This is a genomic window from Nonomuraea cavernae (assembly GCF_040655715.1).
Taxonomy (GTDB): domain Bacteria; phylum Actinomycetota; class Actinomycetes; order Streptosporangiales; family Streptosporangiaceae; genus Nonomuraea; species Nonomuraea cavernae_A.
Genome location: NZ_JBFAKL010000040.1, coordinates 16,485 through 32,508, shown reverse-complemented (window position 1 = coordinate 32,508; position 16,024 = coordinate 16,485). Strand labels below are relative to the sequence as shown.

At 71.8% G+C, this 16,024-nt stretch carries 18 protein-coding genes and 1 tRNA gene; 12 read left to right on the top strand and 7 right to left on the bottom strand.

Going from position 1 to position 16,024, the window contains the following annotated elements; all coding sequences use genetic code 11:
- Nucleotides 1–6: 6 nt before the first annotated feature.
- A complete protein-coding gene (locus tag AB0I38_RS37550; protein WP_358493573.1) occupies nt 7–1,338 on the bottom strand; it encodes a glutamine synthetase family protein in 1,332 nt (443 codons plus the stop codon).
- 185 nt (nt 1,339–1,523) lie between these two features.
- On the opposite strand from AB0I38_RS37550, the gene AB0I38_RS37545 reads away from it, so the two are divergent.
- Nucleotides 1,524–2,351, top strand: coding sequence for an acetoacetate decarboxylase family protein (locus tag AB0I38_RS37545; protein ID WP_358493568.1), 828 nt, complete (start codon nt 1,524–1,526; stop codon nt 2,349–2,351).
- A 181-nt stretch (nt 2,352–2,532) separates the two neighbouring features.
- Nucleotides 2,533–3,105 carry a MarR family winged helix-turn-helix transcriptional regulator gene (locus tag AB0I38_RS37540; RefSeq protein WP_358493565.1) on the top strand — a complete coding sequence of 191 codons (573 nt, stop codon included), beginning with the start codon at nt 2,533–2,535 and terminating at the stop codon, nt 3,103–3,105.
- 19 nt (nt 3,106–3,124) lie between these two features.
- Here the strand turns inward: AB0I38_RS37540 and AB0I38_RS37535 are convergent, their stop codons facing one another.
- Nucleotides 3,125–3,823, bottom strand: a complete 699-nt coding sequence (locus AB0I38_RS37535) for a gamma-glutamyl-gamma-aminobutyrate hydrolase family protein (protein ID WP_358493561.1) — start codon at nt 3,821–3,823, stop codon at nt 3,125–3,127.
- 102 nt (nt 3,824–3,925) lie between these two features.
- Between AB0I38_RS37535 and AB0I38_RS37530 the strand changes: the two genes are divergently transcribed.
- From AB0I38_RS37530 to AB0I38_RS37505, 6 genes are all read left to right on the top strand, one after another.
- Nucleotides 3,926–5,380: an aldehyde dehydrogenase gene (locus AB0I38_RS37530; RefSeq protein WP_358493557.1), complete on the top strand. Its 1,455-nt coding sequence runs from the start codon at nt 3,926–3,928 to the stop codon at nt 5,378–5,380.
- Nucleotides 5,373–6,314 carry a catechol 1,2-dioxygenase gene (locus AB0I38_RS37525; protein ID WP_358493552.1) on the top strand — a complete coding sequence of 314 codons (942 nt, stop codon included), beginning with the start codon at nt 5,373–5,375 and terminating at the stop codon, nt 6,312–6,314. Before AB0I38_RS37530 ends, AB0I38_RS37525 begins: the two co-directional genes overlap by 8 nt.
- Nucleotides 6,314–7,159, top strand: a complete 846-nt coding sequence (locus AB0I38_RS37520; protein WP_358493547.1) for a fumarylacetoacetate hydrolase family protein — start codon at nt 6,314–6,316, stop codon at nt 7,157–7,159. Before AB0I38_RS37525 ends, AB0I38_RS37520 begins: the two co-directional genes overlap by 1 nt.
- A gap of 13 nt (nt 7,160–7,172) precedes the next feature.
- Complete coding sequence (locus AB0I38_RS37515; protein WP_358493541.1) at nt 7,173–7,361, top strand: ferredoxin; 189 nt, start codon at nt 7,173–7,175, stop codon at nt 7,359–7,361.
- A gap of 5 nt (nt 7,362–7,366) precedes the next feature.
- A complete protein-coding gene (locus AB0I38_RS37510; protein WP_358493537.1) occupies nt 7,367–8,557 on the top strand; it encodes an NAD(P)/FAD-dependent oxidoreductase in 1,191 nt (396 codons plus the stop codon).
- A gap of 77 nt (nt 8,558–8,634) precedes the next feature.
- A complete protein-coding gene (locus AB0I38_RS37505; RefSeq protein WP_436838820.1) occupies nt 8,635–10,059 on the top strand; it encodes an aminobutyraldehyde dehydrogenase in 1,425 nt (474 codons plus the stop codon).
- A 129-nt stretch (nt 10,060–10,188) separates the two neighbouring features.
- On the opposite strand, the gene AB0I38_RS37500 is transcribed toward AB0I38_RS37505, so the two are convergent.
- The 3 genes from AB0I38_RS37500 to AB0I38_RS37490 form a co-directional block, all read right to left on the bottom strand.
- A tRNA-Lys gene (locus tag AB0I38_RS37500) sits at nt 10,189–10,262 on the bottom strand.
- A 46-nt stretch (nt 10,263–10,308) separates the two neighbouring features.
- Nucleotides 10,309–10,566 carry a hypothetical protein gene (locus AB0I38_RS37495; RefSeq protein ID WP_358493534.1) on the bottom strand — a complete coding sequence of 86 codons (258 nt, stop codon included), beginning with the start codon at nt 10,564–10,566 and terminating at the stop codon, nt 10,309–10,311.
- Nucleotides 10,567–10,724: 158 nt separating this feature from the next.
- Complete coding sequence (locus AB0I38_RS37490) at nt 10,725–11,120, bottom strand: OsmC family protein (RefSeq protein WP_358493529.1); 396 nt, start codon at nt 11,118–11,120, stop codon at nt 10,725–10,727.
- Between the two features lie 51 nt (nt 11,121–11,171).
- Between AB0I38_RS37490 and AB0I38_RS37485 the strand changes: the two genes are divergently transcribed.
- A complete protein-coding gene (locus tag AB0I38_RS37485) occupies nt 11,172–11,876 on the top strand; it encodes a hypothetical protein (RefSeq protein WP_358493525.1) in 705 nt (234 codons plus the stop codon).
- Between the two features lie 45 nt (nt 11,877–11,921).
- Entirely contained in the window at nt 11,922–12,698 is a 777-nt protein-coding gene (locus tag AB0I38_RS37480) for an FAD:protein FMN transferase (RefSeq protein ID WP_358493520.1), read from the top strand.
- Here AB0I38_RS37480 and AB0I38_RS37475 read toward each other — a convergent pair.
- Nucleotides 12,695–12,970, bottom strand: a complete 276-nt coding sequence (locus AB0I38_RS37475) for a hypothetical protein (protein WP_358493517.1) — start codon at nt 12,968–12,970, stop codon at nt 12,695–12,697. The two genes, AB0I38_RS37480 and AB0I38_RS37475, sit on opposite strands and share 4 nt — an antisense overlap.
- A 135-nt stretch (nt 12,971–13,105) precedes the next feature.
- On the opposite strand from AB0I38_RS37475, the gene AB0I38_RS37470 reads away from it, so the two are divergent.
- Entirely contained in the window at nt 13,106–13,486 is a 381-nt protein-coding gene (locus AB0I38_RS37470) for a phage holin family protein (protein WP_358493513.1), read from the top strand.
- Nucleotides 13,487–13,490: 4 nt separating this feature from the next.
- Complete coding sequence (locus tag AB0I38_RS37465) at nt 13,491–14,831, top strand: aromatic amino acid ammonia-lyase (protein WP_358493508.1); 1,341 nt, start codon at nt 13,491–13,493, stop codon at nt 14,829–14,831.
- Nucleotides 14,832–14,923: 92 nt separating this feature from the next.
- Here the strand turns inward: AB0I38_RS37465 and AB0I38_RS37460 are convergent, their stop codons facing one another.
- Nucleotides 14,924–15,913, bottom strand: a complete 990-nt coding sequence (locus tag AB0I38_RS37460) for a LacI family DNA-binding transcriptional regulator (RefSeq protein ID WP_358493501.1) — start codon at nt 15,911–15,913, stop codon at nt 14,924–14,926.
- Nucleotides 15,914–16,024 lie beyond the last annotated feature (111 nt).

The window sequence follows — 16,024 nt, the reverse complement described above, 5'->3', positions numbered from 1 at the left end:
CGTGAACTACAGGTGGTAGGCGTACTCGCGGAACTCCCAGTCGGTCACGAACTGGGAGAACCGTTCGACTTCATTGCGTTTGTAGGCGAGGAAGCTGCTGACGAACTCCTTGCCGAGCACCTCGGCGAGCGCGGTGTCGCCGTCGAGCGCGTCGAGCGCGACCGGCAGCGACATGGGAAGCAGGGGCGACCTGGAGGTGTCGTAGCCGTAACCCTCCAAGGGCGCGGGCGGGTCGATCCGGTCCCTGACGCCCAGGTAGACGGCGGCGAGCAGGCCCGAGATGCCGAGGTAGGGGTTGGCCGTGGCGTCGCCGAGCCGCAGCTCCATGCGGCTGCCCGCGCCGCGCTCCGGCGGCACGCGGAGCATCGCGCTGCGGTTGTCGAGTCCCCAGTCGATCAGCCATGGGGCCAGCGTGTCGGGGCCGAACCTCTTGTAGGAGTTGATGGTGGGGTTGAGCAGCGCGGCGAGGGCGGGCGCGTGCGCGAGGACGCCACCGATGGCGTGCCGCGCGGTCTCGGACAGCCCGTACGCCCCGTCGGGGTCGTCGAAGACGTTGCGGCCGTCGGCATCGTCGCACGAGAGGTGCACGTGGAACCCGGAGCCGCCCTCGTCGTTGAACGGCTTGGCCATGAAGGTGGCCATCAGCCCGTCCTGGCGGGCCAGCTCCTTGATCGCCGACTTGAAGCGGAAGGCCCGGTCGGCGGCGTTCACGGCCTCGGAGTGGTGCAGGTTGATCTCGAACTGCCCGCCGGAGAACTCGTGGTTGCCCATGGTGGCGCCGATGTCCATCTGGCGCAGCATCCGCAGGGCGCGGAGCACGTGGGACCCCCGGTCGCCCCTGGTGCCCGCCACGTAGACGTTGCCCGGCGCGTCGTCGTAACGGCGCCAGCCGCCCGCCCCGTCGGGTTCGAGCAGGAAGTACTCCAGCTCCGGGCCGACCAGGGCGGTTAATCCCAGCTCGCCCAGCCGGGCGGCCGCGGCGCGCATCACCTCGCGCGGGGACTCCGGGAAGGGCTTGTCACCGACCGGGTCGAACGCGTCACCGAGGCAGCTCGCCACGCCCGGCTCCCACGGCAGCGGCACCAGCGTGGACAGATCGGGCCTGATGGTGACGTCGGGCAGCCCTCTGTCGATGCCGCCGGGCACCGGGACGACGTCGCCCTGCGGCGAGGTGTAGTAGACCGCCTGGCAGAAGGCGAGCCCGCTCTCCACCACGTCGCCCAGCCGCTCGACGAGCACATCCTTGCCCCGCTCGGTTCCGATGAGATCGGAGTAGCCGATGCGGACTATGTCGATGCCCTGTTCGGACAGGCGCTGGACGGCTCGTTCCGTGCTCAAGAGGGCTCCCTCGGGACGGGCACGCCAGAATGGCGGCATGTTCGTTTGGGCGCAAACAATACGCCGCGAACCGCTGTACGACAAGACTTTCGTGGAATCAACACATCCGGCTCCCGCCGTGACAAGCCGCAGCTCAGCGCATATCGTATGGATCCAAATGAATTTCTCGCAGACCAGGAGGCGCCATGGCTGCCGTACGCGGATTCTTCACGCCCAAGACGGCGACCGGCCGTTCCTCGCTGATCCCCCACCCGCCGTGGCACTACTCCGGCGACCTCCTCACCGTGGAGTACCGCACCGATCCCGCCAGGGTGGCCGAGTTGCTGCCCGAGCCGCTCGGGCTCGCCGACGAGGATCCCGGCGCGGTCGCGGTGATCTGGGCGGACTGGCAGTCGTGCTCCGGCGGCCGGGAGGAGCTGCTCGACCCGGTTCGCTCCCAGTACAAGGAGTGTTTCGTGGTGGTGCGCTGCTCCTACCGGGGGCAGACCTACTCGCGATGCGTCTACATCTGGGTGGACAAGGACTTCGCCATCGCCCGCGGCACGCACCAGGGCTACCCGAAGAAGCTCGGCTCCATCCACCTGACCCGCCCGCACCCGTACGGCTTGGCCGCCCCCCGTCTGGGCGCCGGCGGCGTCTTCGGCGCCACGCTGGCCGCGGCCGACCGGAGACTCGCCCAGGCCGTCGTACGGCTCCGCGAGCCGAGCGAGGCCAACGGCTTCGTCAACGGCCACCCGATGGCCCACCACCGCTGGCTGCCGTCCATCGAGCCCGGCAAGGGGCCGGCCCTGGACGAGCTCATCGCCACCTCCGGCGCGTCGTTCGAGGGCGGTCAGCCCTGGGCCGGCGACGCCGAGATCGAGCTGTTCGAGGCGCCTACCGAGGAACTGGCCGGGCTGACCGTGGACGAAGTCATCGGCGGCTACCACCGCCAGGTCGGCACCACCTGGAACGGGGGCACGCTGCTGGAGTCCGGCACCTCGGGCGCCCTCACGGAGCCAGGCGAGCGGTGATCCGGCCATGAGCGATGGAGGCCGGCCGGCGGTCATGGCCGGCCTCCATCGGTCTCCACCCGGCGGGCGGAGGCGCCGCCGCAGTCGCTCTCCCGCACCACATCCTTGCGACCTGCTGTTCGGCGTGGATCGTACGTGTACAAATGAAGTTGACGTAAGAGTTGACTCGAAGGGAGCCGGCGTGCCCGCGCACTACTCGCTGTCGGAAACCGAGGAGGCGGTCAAACGCCGGTTGGGCGACATCGCCGTGCGGCATGACGCCCTCGCGGCGGTCTCCAACATCCACCGAGCGGCCAGCGCCGTCCGGCAGCACCTGGAGAATTCGGCGCTGCGCCCGGCCGGCCTCACCTGGAGCGCGTTCGTCGTCCTGTGGGTGGTGTGGATCTGGGAGGAGATCGAGACCCGGCACGCCGCCTCCGAGGCGGGCATCTCGAAGGGCACGCTCACGGGCATCATCAAGACCCTTGAGTCCCGCGATCTCGTCGAACGCCGCCAGCACCCCGACGACGGCAGGCGCGCGCTGCTGAAGCTGACCCCCGAGGGGCTGTCGCTGATGGAACGACTCTTCCCCGCCTTCAACGGCGAGGAGGCGTTCGTGGTGGAGGAGCTGGCGCCCGGGGAGGCGCTCCAGCTGGCCGACACGTTGCGCCGCATCGTCACCCATCTGGAGGAGAAGGGCGAGGAGCGCCGCGGCGACCTGCTCGGCGACGAGCCCGTCCCGCCGCGCCCGGGCGGCCGCCGCCGGTCGAGCTGACTCCCGGCGCCCGCTCCGATCAGCGCCGGGCGGCGGCGACGAGGGCGTCGAAGAGGCGCTGGTTGGCGGGGTCGGTCACCGCGGTGTCCTCCGGGTGCCACTGGACCCCGAGCAGCCAGCTTCCACCCGCCGGCGCGGCCGGTTCGGCCGCCTCGACCGTTCCGTCCTCCGCGTAGGCCGTGGCCACCAGGCCGGCCCCGAGCGACGACACGCACTGGTGGTGGTAGCAGGACGCCTCGATCTTCTCCCCGCCGGCCACGTGCGCCAGCAGCGACCCCCGCCGCACCCGTACCTGGTGGACGACGTGGCGGTGGCCGGGCTCCATGTGCTGGCGCAGCCGCCCGCCCAGCACCACGTTGACCACCTGGAGCCCCCGGCAGATCGCCAGCGTCGGCAGTCCCGCGTCCAGGGCGTGCCGCGCCGCCGCGAAGTCGAAGGCGTCCTGCTCGGCGTCCACGTCGTAGACGCTCGCGTGTTCCCGGCTCTCCCCGTACGAGGAGGGGGCGAGGTCGCCGCCGCCGGGTAGCAGCAGCCCGTCGGCGACGGCCAGCCGGGCGGCGGCGTCCGGCCCCACCGGATGCATCAGGAACGGCTCACCTCCGGCGCGGTAGACGGCGTCGGCGAGCGCCCGCGCGGTGACCACGGCGGCGTAGCGAAGGGCGGAGGTGGTGGCGGCGAACCGCGAGGGGATCGCGATGATCGGCCGGCGATCGGACATCCAGACTCCTCAAGCTCGTTTGCCTCCAAACGATAGTGGCATATTGACTCGCCGGGAGGGGGGCCTCTAAATTGTTTGGAGCCAAACGATTTGGAGGAGTGGATGGCCACTGTCGGAGATGTCCAGGTCCACGAGGGACACTGGATCGGTGGCGAGCGCGTGGCGTCACCGGCCACGTTCGACGACGTGTCACCGATCGACGAGCGGGTGATCGCGCGGGTCGCCCGCGGCGGCGCCGACGAGGCGGCCAGGGCCGTGCGCGCCGCGGCGAAGGCGTTCCCCGCCTGGGCCCGCACGAGCCGTGAGGAGCGCGCGCGCCTTCTCCACGCCATCGCCGACGGCGTGGAGAAGCGGCTGGAGCAGCTCGCCATCGTGGAGACCACGGACAACGGCGCCCTGCTCCGCTCGCACCTGCGCGGTGTGATGCCCCGGGCGGCGCACAACTTCCGGTTCTTCGCCGACTGGCTGCTCGAACTGGACCACGACGACTTCGAGACGAGGGGGCACCGCAACCACGTCTCGTGGGACCCCGCCGGGGTCTGCGCGCTGATCACCCCGTGGAACGCCCCTCTCCTGCTGGCCACCTGGAAGATCGCCCCGGCGCTCGCCGCGGGCGACACCGTCGTGCTCAAGCCGGCCGAGTGGTCACCGCTGACCGCCTCGCTGCTGGCCGACATCACCGCCGAGGCCGGCCTGCCCGACGGCGTCTTCAACGTGGTGCAGGGCTACGGCGAGGAGGCCGGGGCGGCGCTGGTCGCCGACCCGGAGGTGCGCCGGATCAGCTTCACCGGCTCCGTGCCGACCGCGCGGCACATCGCCCGCGCCGCCGCCGCCAACCTCACCCCGCTCTCGCTCGAACTCGGCGGCAAGTCACCGCTCGTCGTCTTCGCCGACGGCGACCTCGACCTGGCCGTGAACCTCGCCGTGGAGCAGTACGACAACGCCGGCCAGGTCTGCCTGGCCGGCACCCGGCTGCTCGTCGAGGAGGGCGTCGCCGCCGAGTTCACCGAGCGGTTCGTCGCCAGGGCCGCCAGGCTGCGCCAGGGCGACCCGCGCGACCTGGCGACGGACCTCGGCCCGCAGATCCACCGCGAGCACCTCGACCGGATCGACGGCTTCGTCCGGCGAGCCGGGGAGGCCGGCGCGACCGCGCTGATCGGCGGCGCACCCAACACCGACCTGGGCGGGCTCTATTACCGCCCGACGCTGTTCACCGGCGCCGCCGCCGACAGCGAGATCGTCAACGAGGAGGTCTTCGGGCCCGTCCTCACGCTCCAGACGTTCCGCACCGAGCAGGAGGCTGTCCAGCTGGCCAACTCCACGAAGTTCGGCCTGGCCGCGACCCTGGTCACAGGCTCGCCCGAACGGGCCGAGCGCGTCACCGAACGCCTGGTCGCCGGCACCGTCTGGGTCAACTGCTTCTTCGTCAGAGACCTCCGGGCGCCCTTCGGCGGCGCGCGCCAGTCAGGCGTCGGCCGCGAAGGCGGCAACTGGAGCTTCGACTTCTACTGCGACGTGAAGAACGTCGTCTTCGCACCAGGAGGCTGGAATGGGTGAGATCGTCGGCGCGGGCATGCTCGCGCACGCCCCCACGATCATGCTGCCGCCCGAGGTCCGCAAGGAGCTCAACGAGGGCAAGGAGATCAGCATCGTCCCCGGCCTGCACCGCCTGCGGGAAGAGGTCTTCGAGACCGCCGACTACGACACGGTCGTCGTCTTCGACTCGCACTGGGCGACCACGGTCGAGTTCGTGGTCACCGCGCAGGACCGCAGGTCCGGGCTCTTCACCTCCGAGGAACTGCCGCGCGGCATGTCACGGATCCCGTACGACTTCCCCGGCGACCCCGAGCTGGCCCGGCTGATCGCCGCCCACCAGGACGAGCACTCCACCTGGATCACCGCGATCGACGACCACCACCTGCCGATCTTCTACGCCACGGTCAACCTGTGGAAGTACCTCGGAGTGCCGGGCAAGCGCTGGATCTCGATCGGCATGTGCCAGACGGCCGAGACCGAGGACAACCTGCGTCTCGGGCGGGCGGTCGGCGACGCCGTCGCGGCGAGCGACCGCAAGGTGCTGCTCATCGCCTCCGGCGCGCTCTCGCACACCTTCTGGCCGCTGCGGCACCTGCGGGCCCACGAGGCGAGCGACCCCGCGCACATCTTCACCCCCGAGGCGCGGGCCGCCGACGAGGAGCGCCTCGAGTGGATGCGGCGCGGAGACCACGCCCGCGTGCTCGACACGATGGACGACTTCTTCCGCTTCAAGCCGGAGGCCAGGTTCGGCCATTACCTGATGATGGCGGGCGCCCTCGGCGAGCACGACTTCACCGCCCCCGGCCGGCTCTACAGCGACTACGAGAACGCCACCGGCACCGGCCAGGCGCACATCTGGTTCGACCGTCCGGAGGGCGGGTTCGCGGCACCGCGGGCCACGGACGCCTCCGGCGACCCGTACCCCTATCCGTTCCGGCTCGAAGGAGCCGGCTGATGCCCGAGTACCGCAGGATCCTGCTCGACGGGGCCGCCACCCAGGTCCGCGGGGAGGGCGACGAGCTCGTCAGCGCCGACGGCCGCGTGGTGGGCGCCGACGACGCCGTCCACCTGCCACCGTGCGTGCCGTCCAAGGTCGTGGCGGTGCACCTGAACCACCGCAGCAGGGTCGAGGAGTTCATGACCTCGCTGCCGCCCGCCCCCACGTACTTCCACAAGCCCACGTCCGCGCTGAACGCGCACAGGGGCGCGGTCGTCCGGCCCGAACGGTGCAAGTACCTCAACTACGAGGGCGAGGTGGCCATCGTCATCGGCCGGACGGCACGCAACATCTCCCCCGGGGAGGCCGGGGAGTACATCGCGGGCTACACGATCGGCAACGACTACGGCCTGCACGACTTCCGCGACACCGACGCGGGCTCGATGCTGCGGGTGAAGGGCTCCGACACGCTCTGCCCGCTCGGCCCCGGCCTGGTCACCGACTGGGACTTCCGCGGCAAGCGGCTGCGCACCTACGTGAACGGCTCGCTCGTGCAGGACGGCTCCACCGACGAGATGGAGTGGGACATGCACTACCTCGTCGCCGACATCGCCCGCACGATCACCCTCTACCCGGGGGACGTGCTGCTGTCGGGGACCCCTGCCAACTCCCGGCCGGTCCAGCCGGGCGACGTGGTCGAGGTCGAGGTCGAGGCCCTCGGCAGGCTCACCAACCACATCGTCAGCGGTCCCGCCCCCATCCGTGACGACTGCGGCGCCCAGCCCACCGAGTCCGAGGAGGTCATCTCGACCACCTTCGGCGGTGACTGGGAGTTTCGCGGCATCCGCGGCCCGAAGCGTTAAAGGAGTGAACCCGATGAAGGTCATCGTCGACATGGAGATCTGCAAGGACCACGGGCAGTGCGTCTTCTCCGCCCCCGAGGTCTTCCACCTCAATGAGAACGACCGCCTCGTCTACGTCGCCGAGCCCGGCGAGTCGCTGCGCGACGCCGTCGAGGAGGCCGCCGACGTGTGCCCGCTCCAGGCCATCACGGTCGAGGGCTGAGCGGGATGAGCCGGCGCGTCCTCATCGCGGGCGCCTCGATGGGCGGCCTGCGGGCGGCGGAACGGCTGCGCGCCGCCGGGTTCGCCGGCGAGATCGTCGCCGTCGGCGACGAGGCGCACCTGCCCTACAACCGGCCGCCGCTGTCGAAGGAGGCGCTGGCCTCCGAGGTGACCCACGAGGCGGTCGCGTTCCGGCTGCGCCCGGCGGTCGCCGACGTCACCTGGCGGCTCGGCGTCCCCATCGCCGCCGCCGACCTCCGGGCCGGCACCGTACACCTGGCCGACGGCGCCGAGCTGGCCTGCGACGGCCTGGTGGTCGCGACCGGGATGCGGCCCCGCCGGCTGCCCGTGCCCGGCCCGCGAGCGGGCAGGCATGTGGTGCGCACCCTGGAGGACGCCCGCGACCTGCGCGCCGAGCTGCGGCCGGAGGTCAGGCTGCTGGTGGTCGGCGCCGGCTTCATCGGCTGCGAAGTGGCGGCGACCGCCCGCGCGCTGGGCGCGTCGGTGACCGTCGTCGCGCCGGAGGCCGTACCCATGCGCCGGCCGCTCGGCGACCACCTCGGGGCCGCGCTCCGGCGCCGCCACGAGGCGCACGGGGTCGTGTTCCTGCTGGGCAGGACGGTCGCCGCCTTTCTGGGCGACGGCCGGGTGACCGGGGCCGAGCTGTCCGACGGCACCCGCCTCGACGCCGACGTCGTCGTCGAGGCCGTCGGCTCGGCGGCCAACACCGCCTGGCTGGACGGCAACGGGCTCGACCTGTCCGACGGCACGCTGTGCGACAACGCGATGCGCGTCGAGGGCCGGCCGGGTGTCGTCGCGGTCGGCGACGTGGCCCGCTTCCCCAACCCGCGCTACGACGACGTGGCGCGGCGGGTCGAGCACTGGAGCATCCCGACCGACACCGCCAGGCGCGCCGCCGCGACGCTGCTGGCGGACCTCGGGCTGGCCGAGCCCGATCCGGCGCCCTTCGCGCCGCTGCCCACCTTCTGGAGCGACCAGTACGACCTGCGCGTCCAGTCGTTCGGAGTGCCCGCCCTCGGCGGGGACGACATCCGGGTCCTGGAGGGCGACCTCGACGGCGAGGTGGCGGTCGGCTACCACCGCGACGGTGAGCTGGTCGGCGTCGTCCTCATCGGTCTCGCCCCTGCCGTCGCCCGCTACCGCGCCATGCTCATGCGGACCTCCACCGCCGCCTGAGCCGAAGGCGGCCACCGAGGCGAGCGAGCCCAGCCTCACGAGGCGGGCGACTGAGGCAAGCAACTGAGGAGACCACTGTGAAAACGCTGCGCAACGTGATCGCCGGGGAGTCCCGCGACCCGGCCTCCGGCGAGTGGATGGACCTGGTCGACCCCGCGACCGAGAAGGTGTACGGCACGGCCCCGCGTTCCGGCGTCGAGGACGTCGCCGCCGCGGTCGAGGCCGCCACCGAGGCCGCGAGGACCTGGCGGCGCACCACCCCGGCGGAGCGGCAGCGGCTCCTGCTGGAGCTGGCCGCGCTCATGGAGGCGAACCGCGACGCCCTGGCCGGCGCCGAGGTGCGCGCCACCGGCAAGCCGCGTGGCGTCGCCCTGGTCGTCGACGTGGACAAGTCGATCGACGCGATCCGGTTCTTCGCCGGCGCCGCCCGGGTGCTGGAAGGGCTCGGCGCCACCGAATACGCCGAGGGGCACACCTCGTTCGTCAGGCGCGAGCCGGTCGGCGTGGTGGCCCAGGTGACGCCGTGGAACTACCCGCTGCTGATGGCCGCCTGGAAGCTCGGCCCGGCCCTGGCCGCGGGCAACACGGTGGTCATGAAGCCGTCCGACACCACACCGGGCTCGACGGTGCTGCTCGGCGAGCTGTGCGCCCGGGTGCTGCCGCCCGGCGTGGTGAACGTCGTGTGCGGCGACCGCGACACCGGCCGGGCGATGGTCGAGCACCGCGGCGTCGAGATGGTGGCGATCACCGGTTCCACCCGCGCGGGGGCCGAGGTGATGGCCGCGGCCGCCGCCGACCTCAAGGACGTCCATCTGGAACTGGGCGGCAAGGCGCCCGCCGTGGTCTTCGGCGACGTCGGCCTCGTCGTCACGGCCCGCGCCGTCGCCGAGGCGGCCTACTTCAACGCCGGGCAGGACTGCACCGCCGTGACCCGGGTGCTCGTCGAGGAGCGGATCCACGACGACTTCGTCGCCGCCCTCGCCGAGGCCGCCGCGTCACTGGTGACGGGCGGGCCCGACGAGGAGGGCGTCTCCTTCGGGCCGTCCAACAACGCCGCCCAGGCGGCGCGGGTGGCGGGATTCCTCGACCGGCTGCCCGCGCACGCCCGCGTGATCACCGGTGGGACGCGCCTTGACCGTCCCGGCTACTTCTTCGCGCCCACCGTGGTCGCCGGGGTCCGCCAGGACGACGAGATCGTCCAGCAGGAGGTGTTCGGGCCGGTCGTGACCGTCCAGCCCTTCACCGGCGAGGACGAGGCGGCCGAGCTCGCCAACGGCGTCGACTACGCGCTGGCCGCGAGCGTGTGGACCAGGGACACCGGCCGGGCCATGCGCCTGTCGGCCGCGCTCGACTTCGGCGCGGTCTGGGTCAACTGCCACCAGGTGATCATCCCGGAGATGCCGCACGGCGGCTTCAAGCACTCGGGCACGGGCAAGGACCTGTCCAGGTACGGCTTCGACGACTACACGCGGGTCAAGCACGTGATGATCAGCCACACCTGATCCGGCCCTTCCACTGGCGAGCAGCCACGGAGCGACCGTCATGATCGCGATGGAGCATGAGCCACCGGCGGGCTGGGCTCCAAACGAAGAAAGTCCAAGTCAGCTTCACTGACTTGGACTTTCGGTCGGTGCGCCGCCAGGGACTCGAACCCCGGACCCGCTGATTAAGAGTCAGCTGCTCTAACCAACTGAGCTAGCGGCGCTTGCGACTGAAGCAACTGTAGCAGCAGCCACCTACCGCCGCGCACATCAACCGAGCCGCTCCCCCAGCCGGGTGTACGCGCCCAGAACCAGGTCCCAGAACCGGGGAACGTCCAGCGAGGTCGCGACCAGGGCGTTCGGCCGGCGGTCGCACGGGGCGAAGTCGGTGCCGAGGTCGAGGAGCTCCCTGAGCGCCAGCGCGTTCGCGGTGGTCCGCTCCAGGACATGAATCGAGGCCGGGCGGTTTCCCCCAAAGCCGCCCGGCCTCGATCTTTCGGCGGTCCAGGCCGGCGCACTTTCCCCCAAAAGTCGCCGGCGGTCCCGCTCTGCAGACGACGGTCCCCCTCCGCGTCCGCATCGGTGAAGGTCTGCTAGTCAGTCGCAGGACTCTTGACCTGCCTCGACACTACCGAGACGAATGCAACGGACGCGTCATAACGGGGTCGAATATCAACCTAATCCGGCTACGGAACCTCCAAACGGACCTCGGTTCCCTCCTCTAGCGACCTGCTCACCGTGCAGTACTTCTCGTGCACCCTGGTCGCCACCGCCCGGTAGACCTCCTCGGCCTCCTTGGCGGGCAGTTCCACGTCGTAGGTGACGGTGACGGGCCCGAGCCGGTTGGGTTCGACCTTCTGCGCCTCCACGGTCATCGCCAGCCTGACCAGCCGGTGACCGCGCTGGGCCGTGAGCGGCTCCACCGTGACGATGTTGCACCCGCCGACCGCCGCCAGCAGCAACTCGACCGGGGTGAACGCCCCCTCCTCGTCGCCGCCGCCGCCTATCCGGACCTCGGCGCCGCGGCCGTTCGTCGCCCGGAATCCGCCGTCATCTGTCCGCTCAACTCGTACGTTAGCCATGTTTCAGACCCTACTCAGGTGGCTCTCATGTTCACCGCGCATGGTCGAAGCATGGCTGGTGACATGCGTGCGAAGCAGTGGCCCCTCGTCTTCTGGGCCGGGGTCGCGGTGGCCGAGTTCGGCGTGCTGCGGCCGGAGGCCGGCGCCCCGTTACGGCCCGCCACGCTCGCCGCCGCGGCGGCGCTCGTGGCGCTCGGCCTGCTCTCCGTCAGGTCCGCGGCCCTGTCCGAGGTGGCCAGGCAACGACTGCGCCTCGTCGGCTATCCCGTCGGCGCGCTGATGCTGGCCCACCAGTTCGGCCCGGCCACATACGTGACCGGCCTCAGCCGCACCGGCTCGCTCATCCTGTACGCCCTCGCGGCCGTGATGGCGGTGTGGAGCCACGCCGGCCCCTCGGCGCCTGGGAAGTCGCTGCTCATCGTGTCCGGGCTGGACCCGGCCGGCCTGCGCGAGCTGCTGGCGAGCCGTACCGACGACACCGTGGCCGTCTACCGCGCCGACCGCGTCACCGACGAGCTGCGCGACCTCGAGTCCCGGTACGCCCTCGTGCTGGTGACCGGCGACGAGCACGACCCCCGGGTCAAGGAACGCATCAGCGCCTCGGGGTTGCGGCGCCAGGTGCCTGACATCGCCGAACGTGAGGTGATCGTCGCGGGACCGCGCACCTTCACGAGGTACGTCCGCGGCGCCCTGGACCGCCTGGCCGTGCCCCCCACGCAGGTCCGCACAGGAGTTAAGCTCCGACAAAGGGCTTAGCGCGACATTACGCGTCATGTGGGACGGTAGGGCGACAAGGAGGCAATGGTGACGACTTTCCCTGGAAGCGCCCGTGTCGAGATGGTCAACGGCATGCGGGTCAGCGTGGACATCCGTACGGCCCTGCCTCGCCGAGAGCTGACTCCCCTGCTCGACAACGCCTTCGCCTGGCTGCACTGGGTGGACGACACGTTCAACCCCCTGAAAGAGGACAGCCAGATCGGGCGGCTCAACCACGGCCGGACCATCGAGCAGATCCCCGAGCTCATCGAGGTGCTGCACCGCTGCGACGAGCTCAGGGAGGCGACCGGCGGCTGGTTCGACCCCCGCATCAACGGCGTCGTCGATCCCTCCGGCTACATCAAGGGCTGGGCCCTCGAACGACTCTCGCGCGGGCTGGTCATGGCCGGCGCCGGCGACCACCGCGTCAACGCGGGCGGCGACATCAGGCTGCGCGGCTCGGCCGCCCCCGGCAAGCCGTGGACCGTCGAGATCCGCGATCCGCACACCGGCCTGGTGCGCAAGGTCGTCCACGGCCACGACCTCGGCATCGCCACCTCGGGCGGCGCCCGCATCGTCGACCCCCACACCGGCCGGCGCCAGCGCGGGCTCAGCTCGGTCACGGTGCTCGGCCCCGACCTCGGGGTAGCCGACGCCTACGCCACCGCGTTGTACGCCATGGGCCCGGTGGCGGCCCGGCGCTTCGCGGCGGACCTGGCGGAGGGGCCGTACCAGAGCCTGATCGTCGAGCGGGACGGGCGAGAGGTGAGCACCCCCGGATTCGCGGAGTACTGCGAGCCGCCGGCCCGGCTGGCCGGCTAGGCCTCGGGGTGTTTGGCCAGGTAGTCGAGGTAGACGGGACGCAGCGCCTCGCCGAGGTCGCCCTCACCTGCCGCGATGGCATTGCTGAGCAGCGCGGACACCCGGCTCAGGCTGGCGGTGGTCTCGGTCTCGTGCCCGGTGGCGGCCTCCGCGGCCGGGATGACCTTCAGCAGGTTCCACAGGAAGTCCAGGTCTCCGTGACGCACGGCATAGCGGACGGCGCGATCGTGCAACTCGCCGGCCGACAATGACTCCAGGCCTTCGGTGTTCATCTCACTCCTTTTCAAGACGCCCCTTCCCTCGTTCGACCCTGATAACCGGTGTCGCGCACGGTGATCGGCGAGCGCATAGCGTGGAGGCCGCCGCCCCTATCGGAGTGCCGAGCAGAAATGGGAGGATCCACCAGCGTGAGATTCATCATCAGAACCCTGGCGGCCGCCGTCGCCCTCTGGGTCGCGATCCAATTCCTCGACGGCATCGACATCACCGCCCCCGAATACTCGGCCGAATACTGGGGCACGCTGCTGGTCGTCGCCCTGATCTTCGGCCTGATCAACGCCATCGTGAAGCCGATCGTCAAGGCGCTCGGCTGCGCGATCATCGTGCTCACGCTCGGGCTCTTCCTTCTCGTCATCAACGCGGGCATGTTGTTGCTGACCAGCTGGATCTCGGAGCAGTTCAGCATCCCCTTCCACGTCGACGACTTCTACCCCGCCGCTTTCTGGGGCGCGATCATCATCAGCGTCGTCAGCTGGGTGCTCGGCCTGCTCATCCCCGACGCCGACTGACCCCGTGGAGCTCGACGGCGCCGCGCTGACCTGCGCGCAGGTGCACGCGGTGGCGTACGGCACGGCCCGGGTCACGATCGGCTCGCTCGATCGGGCCCGGGCCGCGTGGGAAACCGCCCAGGAGCTGTCCGGCCCGGTCTACGGCCGCGGCACCGGCGTCGGAGCCAACAAGGACGTCCAGGTCGACGGAGGCGGTCTCGACCTGCTGCGCAGCCACGCGGGCGGGGCCGGCCCGCTGGTGCCGCCCGAACAGGCCCGGGCAATGCTCGCGGTCCGGCTCAACCAGTTGCTCGCCGGTGGCTCGGGCGTCGACCCGGGGGCGCTGCCGGTGCTGGCCGAGGCGGTCAACGCCGGGTTCACCCCGCCGGTCCGCACCTATGGGGCGATCGGCACCGGCGACCTGACCGCGCTGGCCACCACCGCCCTGTGCCTGCTGGGCGAGATCGGCTGGCGGACCGGGCCGGAGGACGTGCCGGCCCCCCGCTACGCGCTGGCCTCCGGTGACGCGCTGCCGTTCATCAGCTCGGGGGCCGCCACGCTGGCCGACGCCGCGCTCGCCTGCCACCGGCTGCGCGGGCTGCTCGACGCCGCCGTCGAGGTCGCCGCCCTCTCGTTCGACGCCGCCGGCGCCTCCGCCGAGCCGGTGGCGGCGCCCGTACAGGAGGCGCGTCCGCATCCCGGCCAGGCGCTCACGGCCGCGCGCCTGCGCGGGCTCCTCGGCGGCCGGCCGCCCGCCCGGCTCCAGGACCCGTACGGATTCCGCGCGTTCCCCCAGGTGCACGGGGCCGCGCTCGACGCGCTGGCCAGAGCCGAGCAGGTGGTCGAGACCGACCTCAACTCCGCCACCGAGAACCCCCTCATCGCCGGCTCGCTGGCCTGGCACAACGGCAACTTCCACTCGGCGCCGGTCGCCCTCGCGCTCGACACGCTGCGCGCCGCCCTGGTGCCGGCCGCCCAGCTGAGCGCGGCCCGCCTGGCCACGCTGATGGAGCCCGCCTACACCGGCCGGCCGCCCTTCCTCGCCGCCCGGGCCGGCGGCTCCGGGGTCATGATCCTTGAGTACGTCGCCCAGGACGCCCTGGCCGAGCTCCGGCACCTGGCGACGCCGGTCACCATCGCGACCGCGGCGATCTCGCGGGGCACCGAGGACCACGCCGGGTTCGCCACGCAGGCGGCCCGCTACGCGCTGCGCTGCGTCGAGCCTCTGGAGATCGTGCTGGCCTGCGAGCGGGTGGCGGCCGGCCGAGCCCTCGGCGACCCCGTGCCCGACCGGCCCCTCACCACGGACATCGAGGCCGCCCGGCAGGCGCTCACCCCTCCCCCGGACCGGCACCGGGCCGGCTGAACGGCCTTGCGGGCCGCCCGAGCCACGCCCGCGAACCGGACGTTCGGGCTACGCACGAGACCAGCCCCGCCCACGCAACGGACCACGCGCCGTCACGGCAGGGACAGGACCGAGCCGCGTTCGCGCAGGGTGGGTTGCTGGACGACGCGACGACGGCGGGTGGCGCCGTCGGCCGCCGCGCACATGAGGCGGACGGCGGCCCGCACGATGCCGTCGATGTCCCAGTCGACCGTGGTGAGACCGGGGGTGAGCAGGCCGGACATGGGGTGATCGTCGTAGCCCATGACGGAGATGTCGCCGGGGATCGACAGCCCCCGCTCAGCCGCCGCCGCGTAGACGCCGTAGGCGATCGAGTCGGCGAAGCAGAAGATCGCGCTCGCCCGGCCGTCGCCCAGGATGCGATGGGCGGCCTCGGTCGCCGCGCCGAGGCCGTGGGGGGCGGTGGCCACCTCGATGTCGAGCCCGAGCCGCTCGGCCTCGGCGGTGACGTGGACGTCGGCGGGCCGGTCGGGGGTGCTCGGCCGGGTCGGGGTGAGGACGGCGATGCGGCGGTGGCCCTTGCCCTTGAGGTGCTCCAGCGCGAGCGTCACGCCCCGGCGATTGTCGAAGACGACCTCGCCCGCCGTGCCGGCCAGTGAGTCGCCGATCGCGACCACGGGCAGCGACTCGCACAGCTCGGGCCAGAACGGCGCGGCGGGATCGACGGGCTGCACGATCATGCCGTCGACGCGCTGGTCGCGCAGCTGCTGGGCGAACGCGCGCTCGCGGGCCGGGTCGCCGACCGCGTCGAGGATCAGGGCATAGCGGTCCTTCTCGCGCAGGCCCCGGCTGATGCCGACGGCCAGCGACTGCTGCCAGAGGTCTTCGAGCGAGCCGCAGAGCAGGCCGATCATGCCGGTGCGGCCGCTGGCCAGCGCCCTGGCGATGGGATCGGCCTCGTAGCCCAGCTCGGCCGCGGCGGCGCGGACCCGCTCCATCGTCTCTTCGGACACCTGTAGGCCCCGCAGGGCGTAGGAGACGGCCGCGGGTGACAGGCCGGTCGCCTGGGCCACCTCCCGGATCGTCGCTCTCTTGCGAGGCATCCCGCCAGCTTATTGCGTGGCGCCGACATTTTCGCGTGCCTGGGAAGGAGCGCGGGACCCGTTGACACGACAGAGGTGAAGCGGTTCACTGAACCGTATCACTGAAGCGTT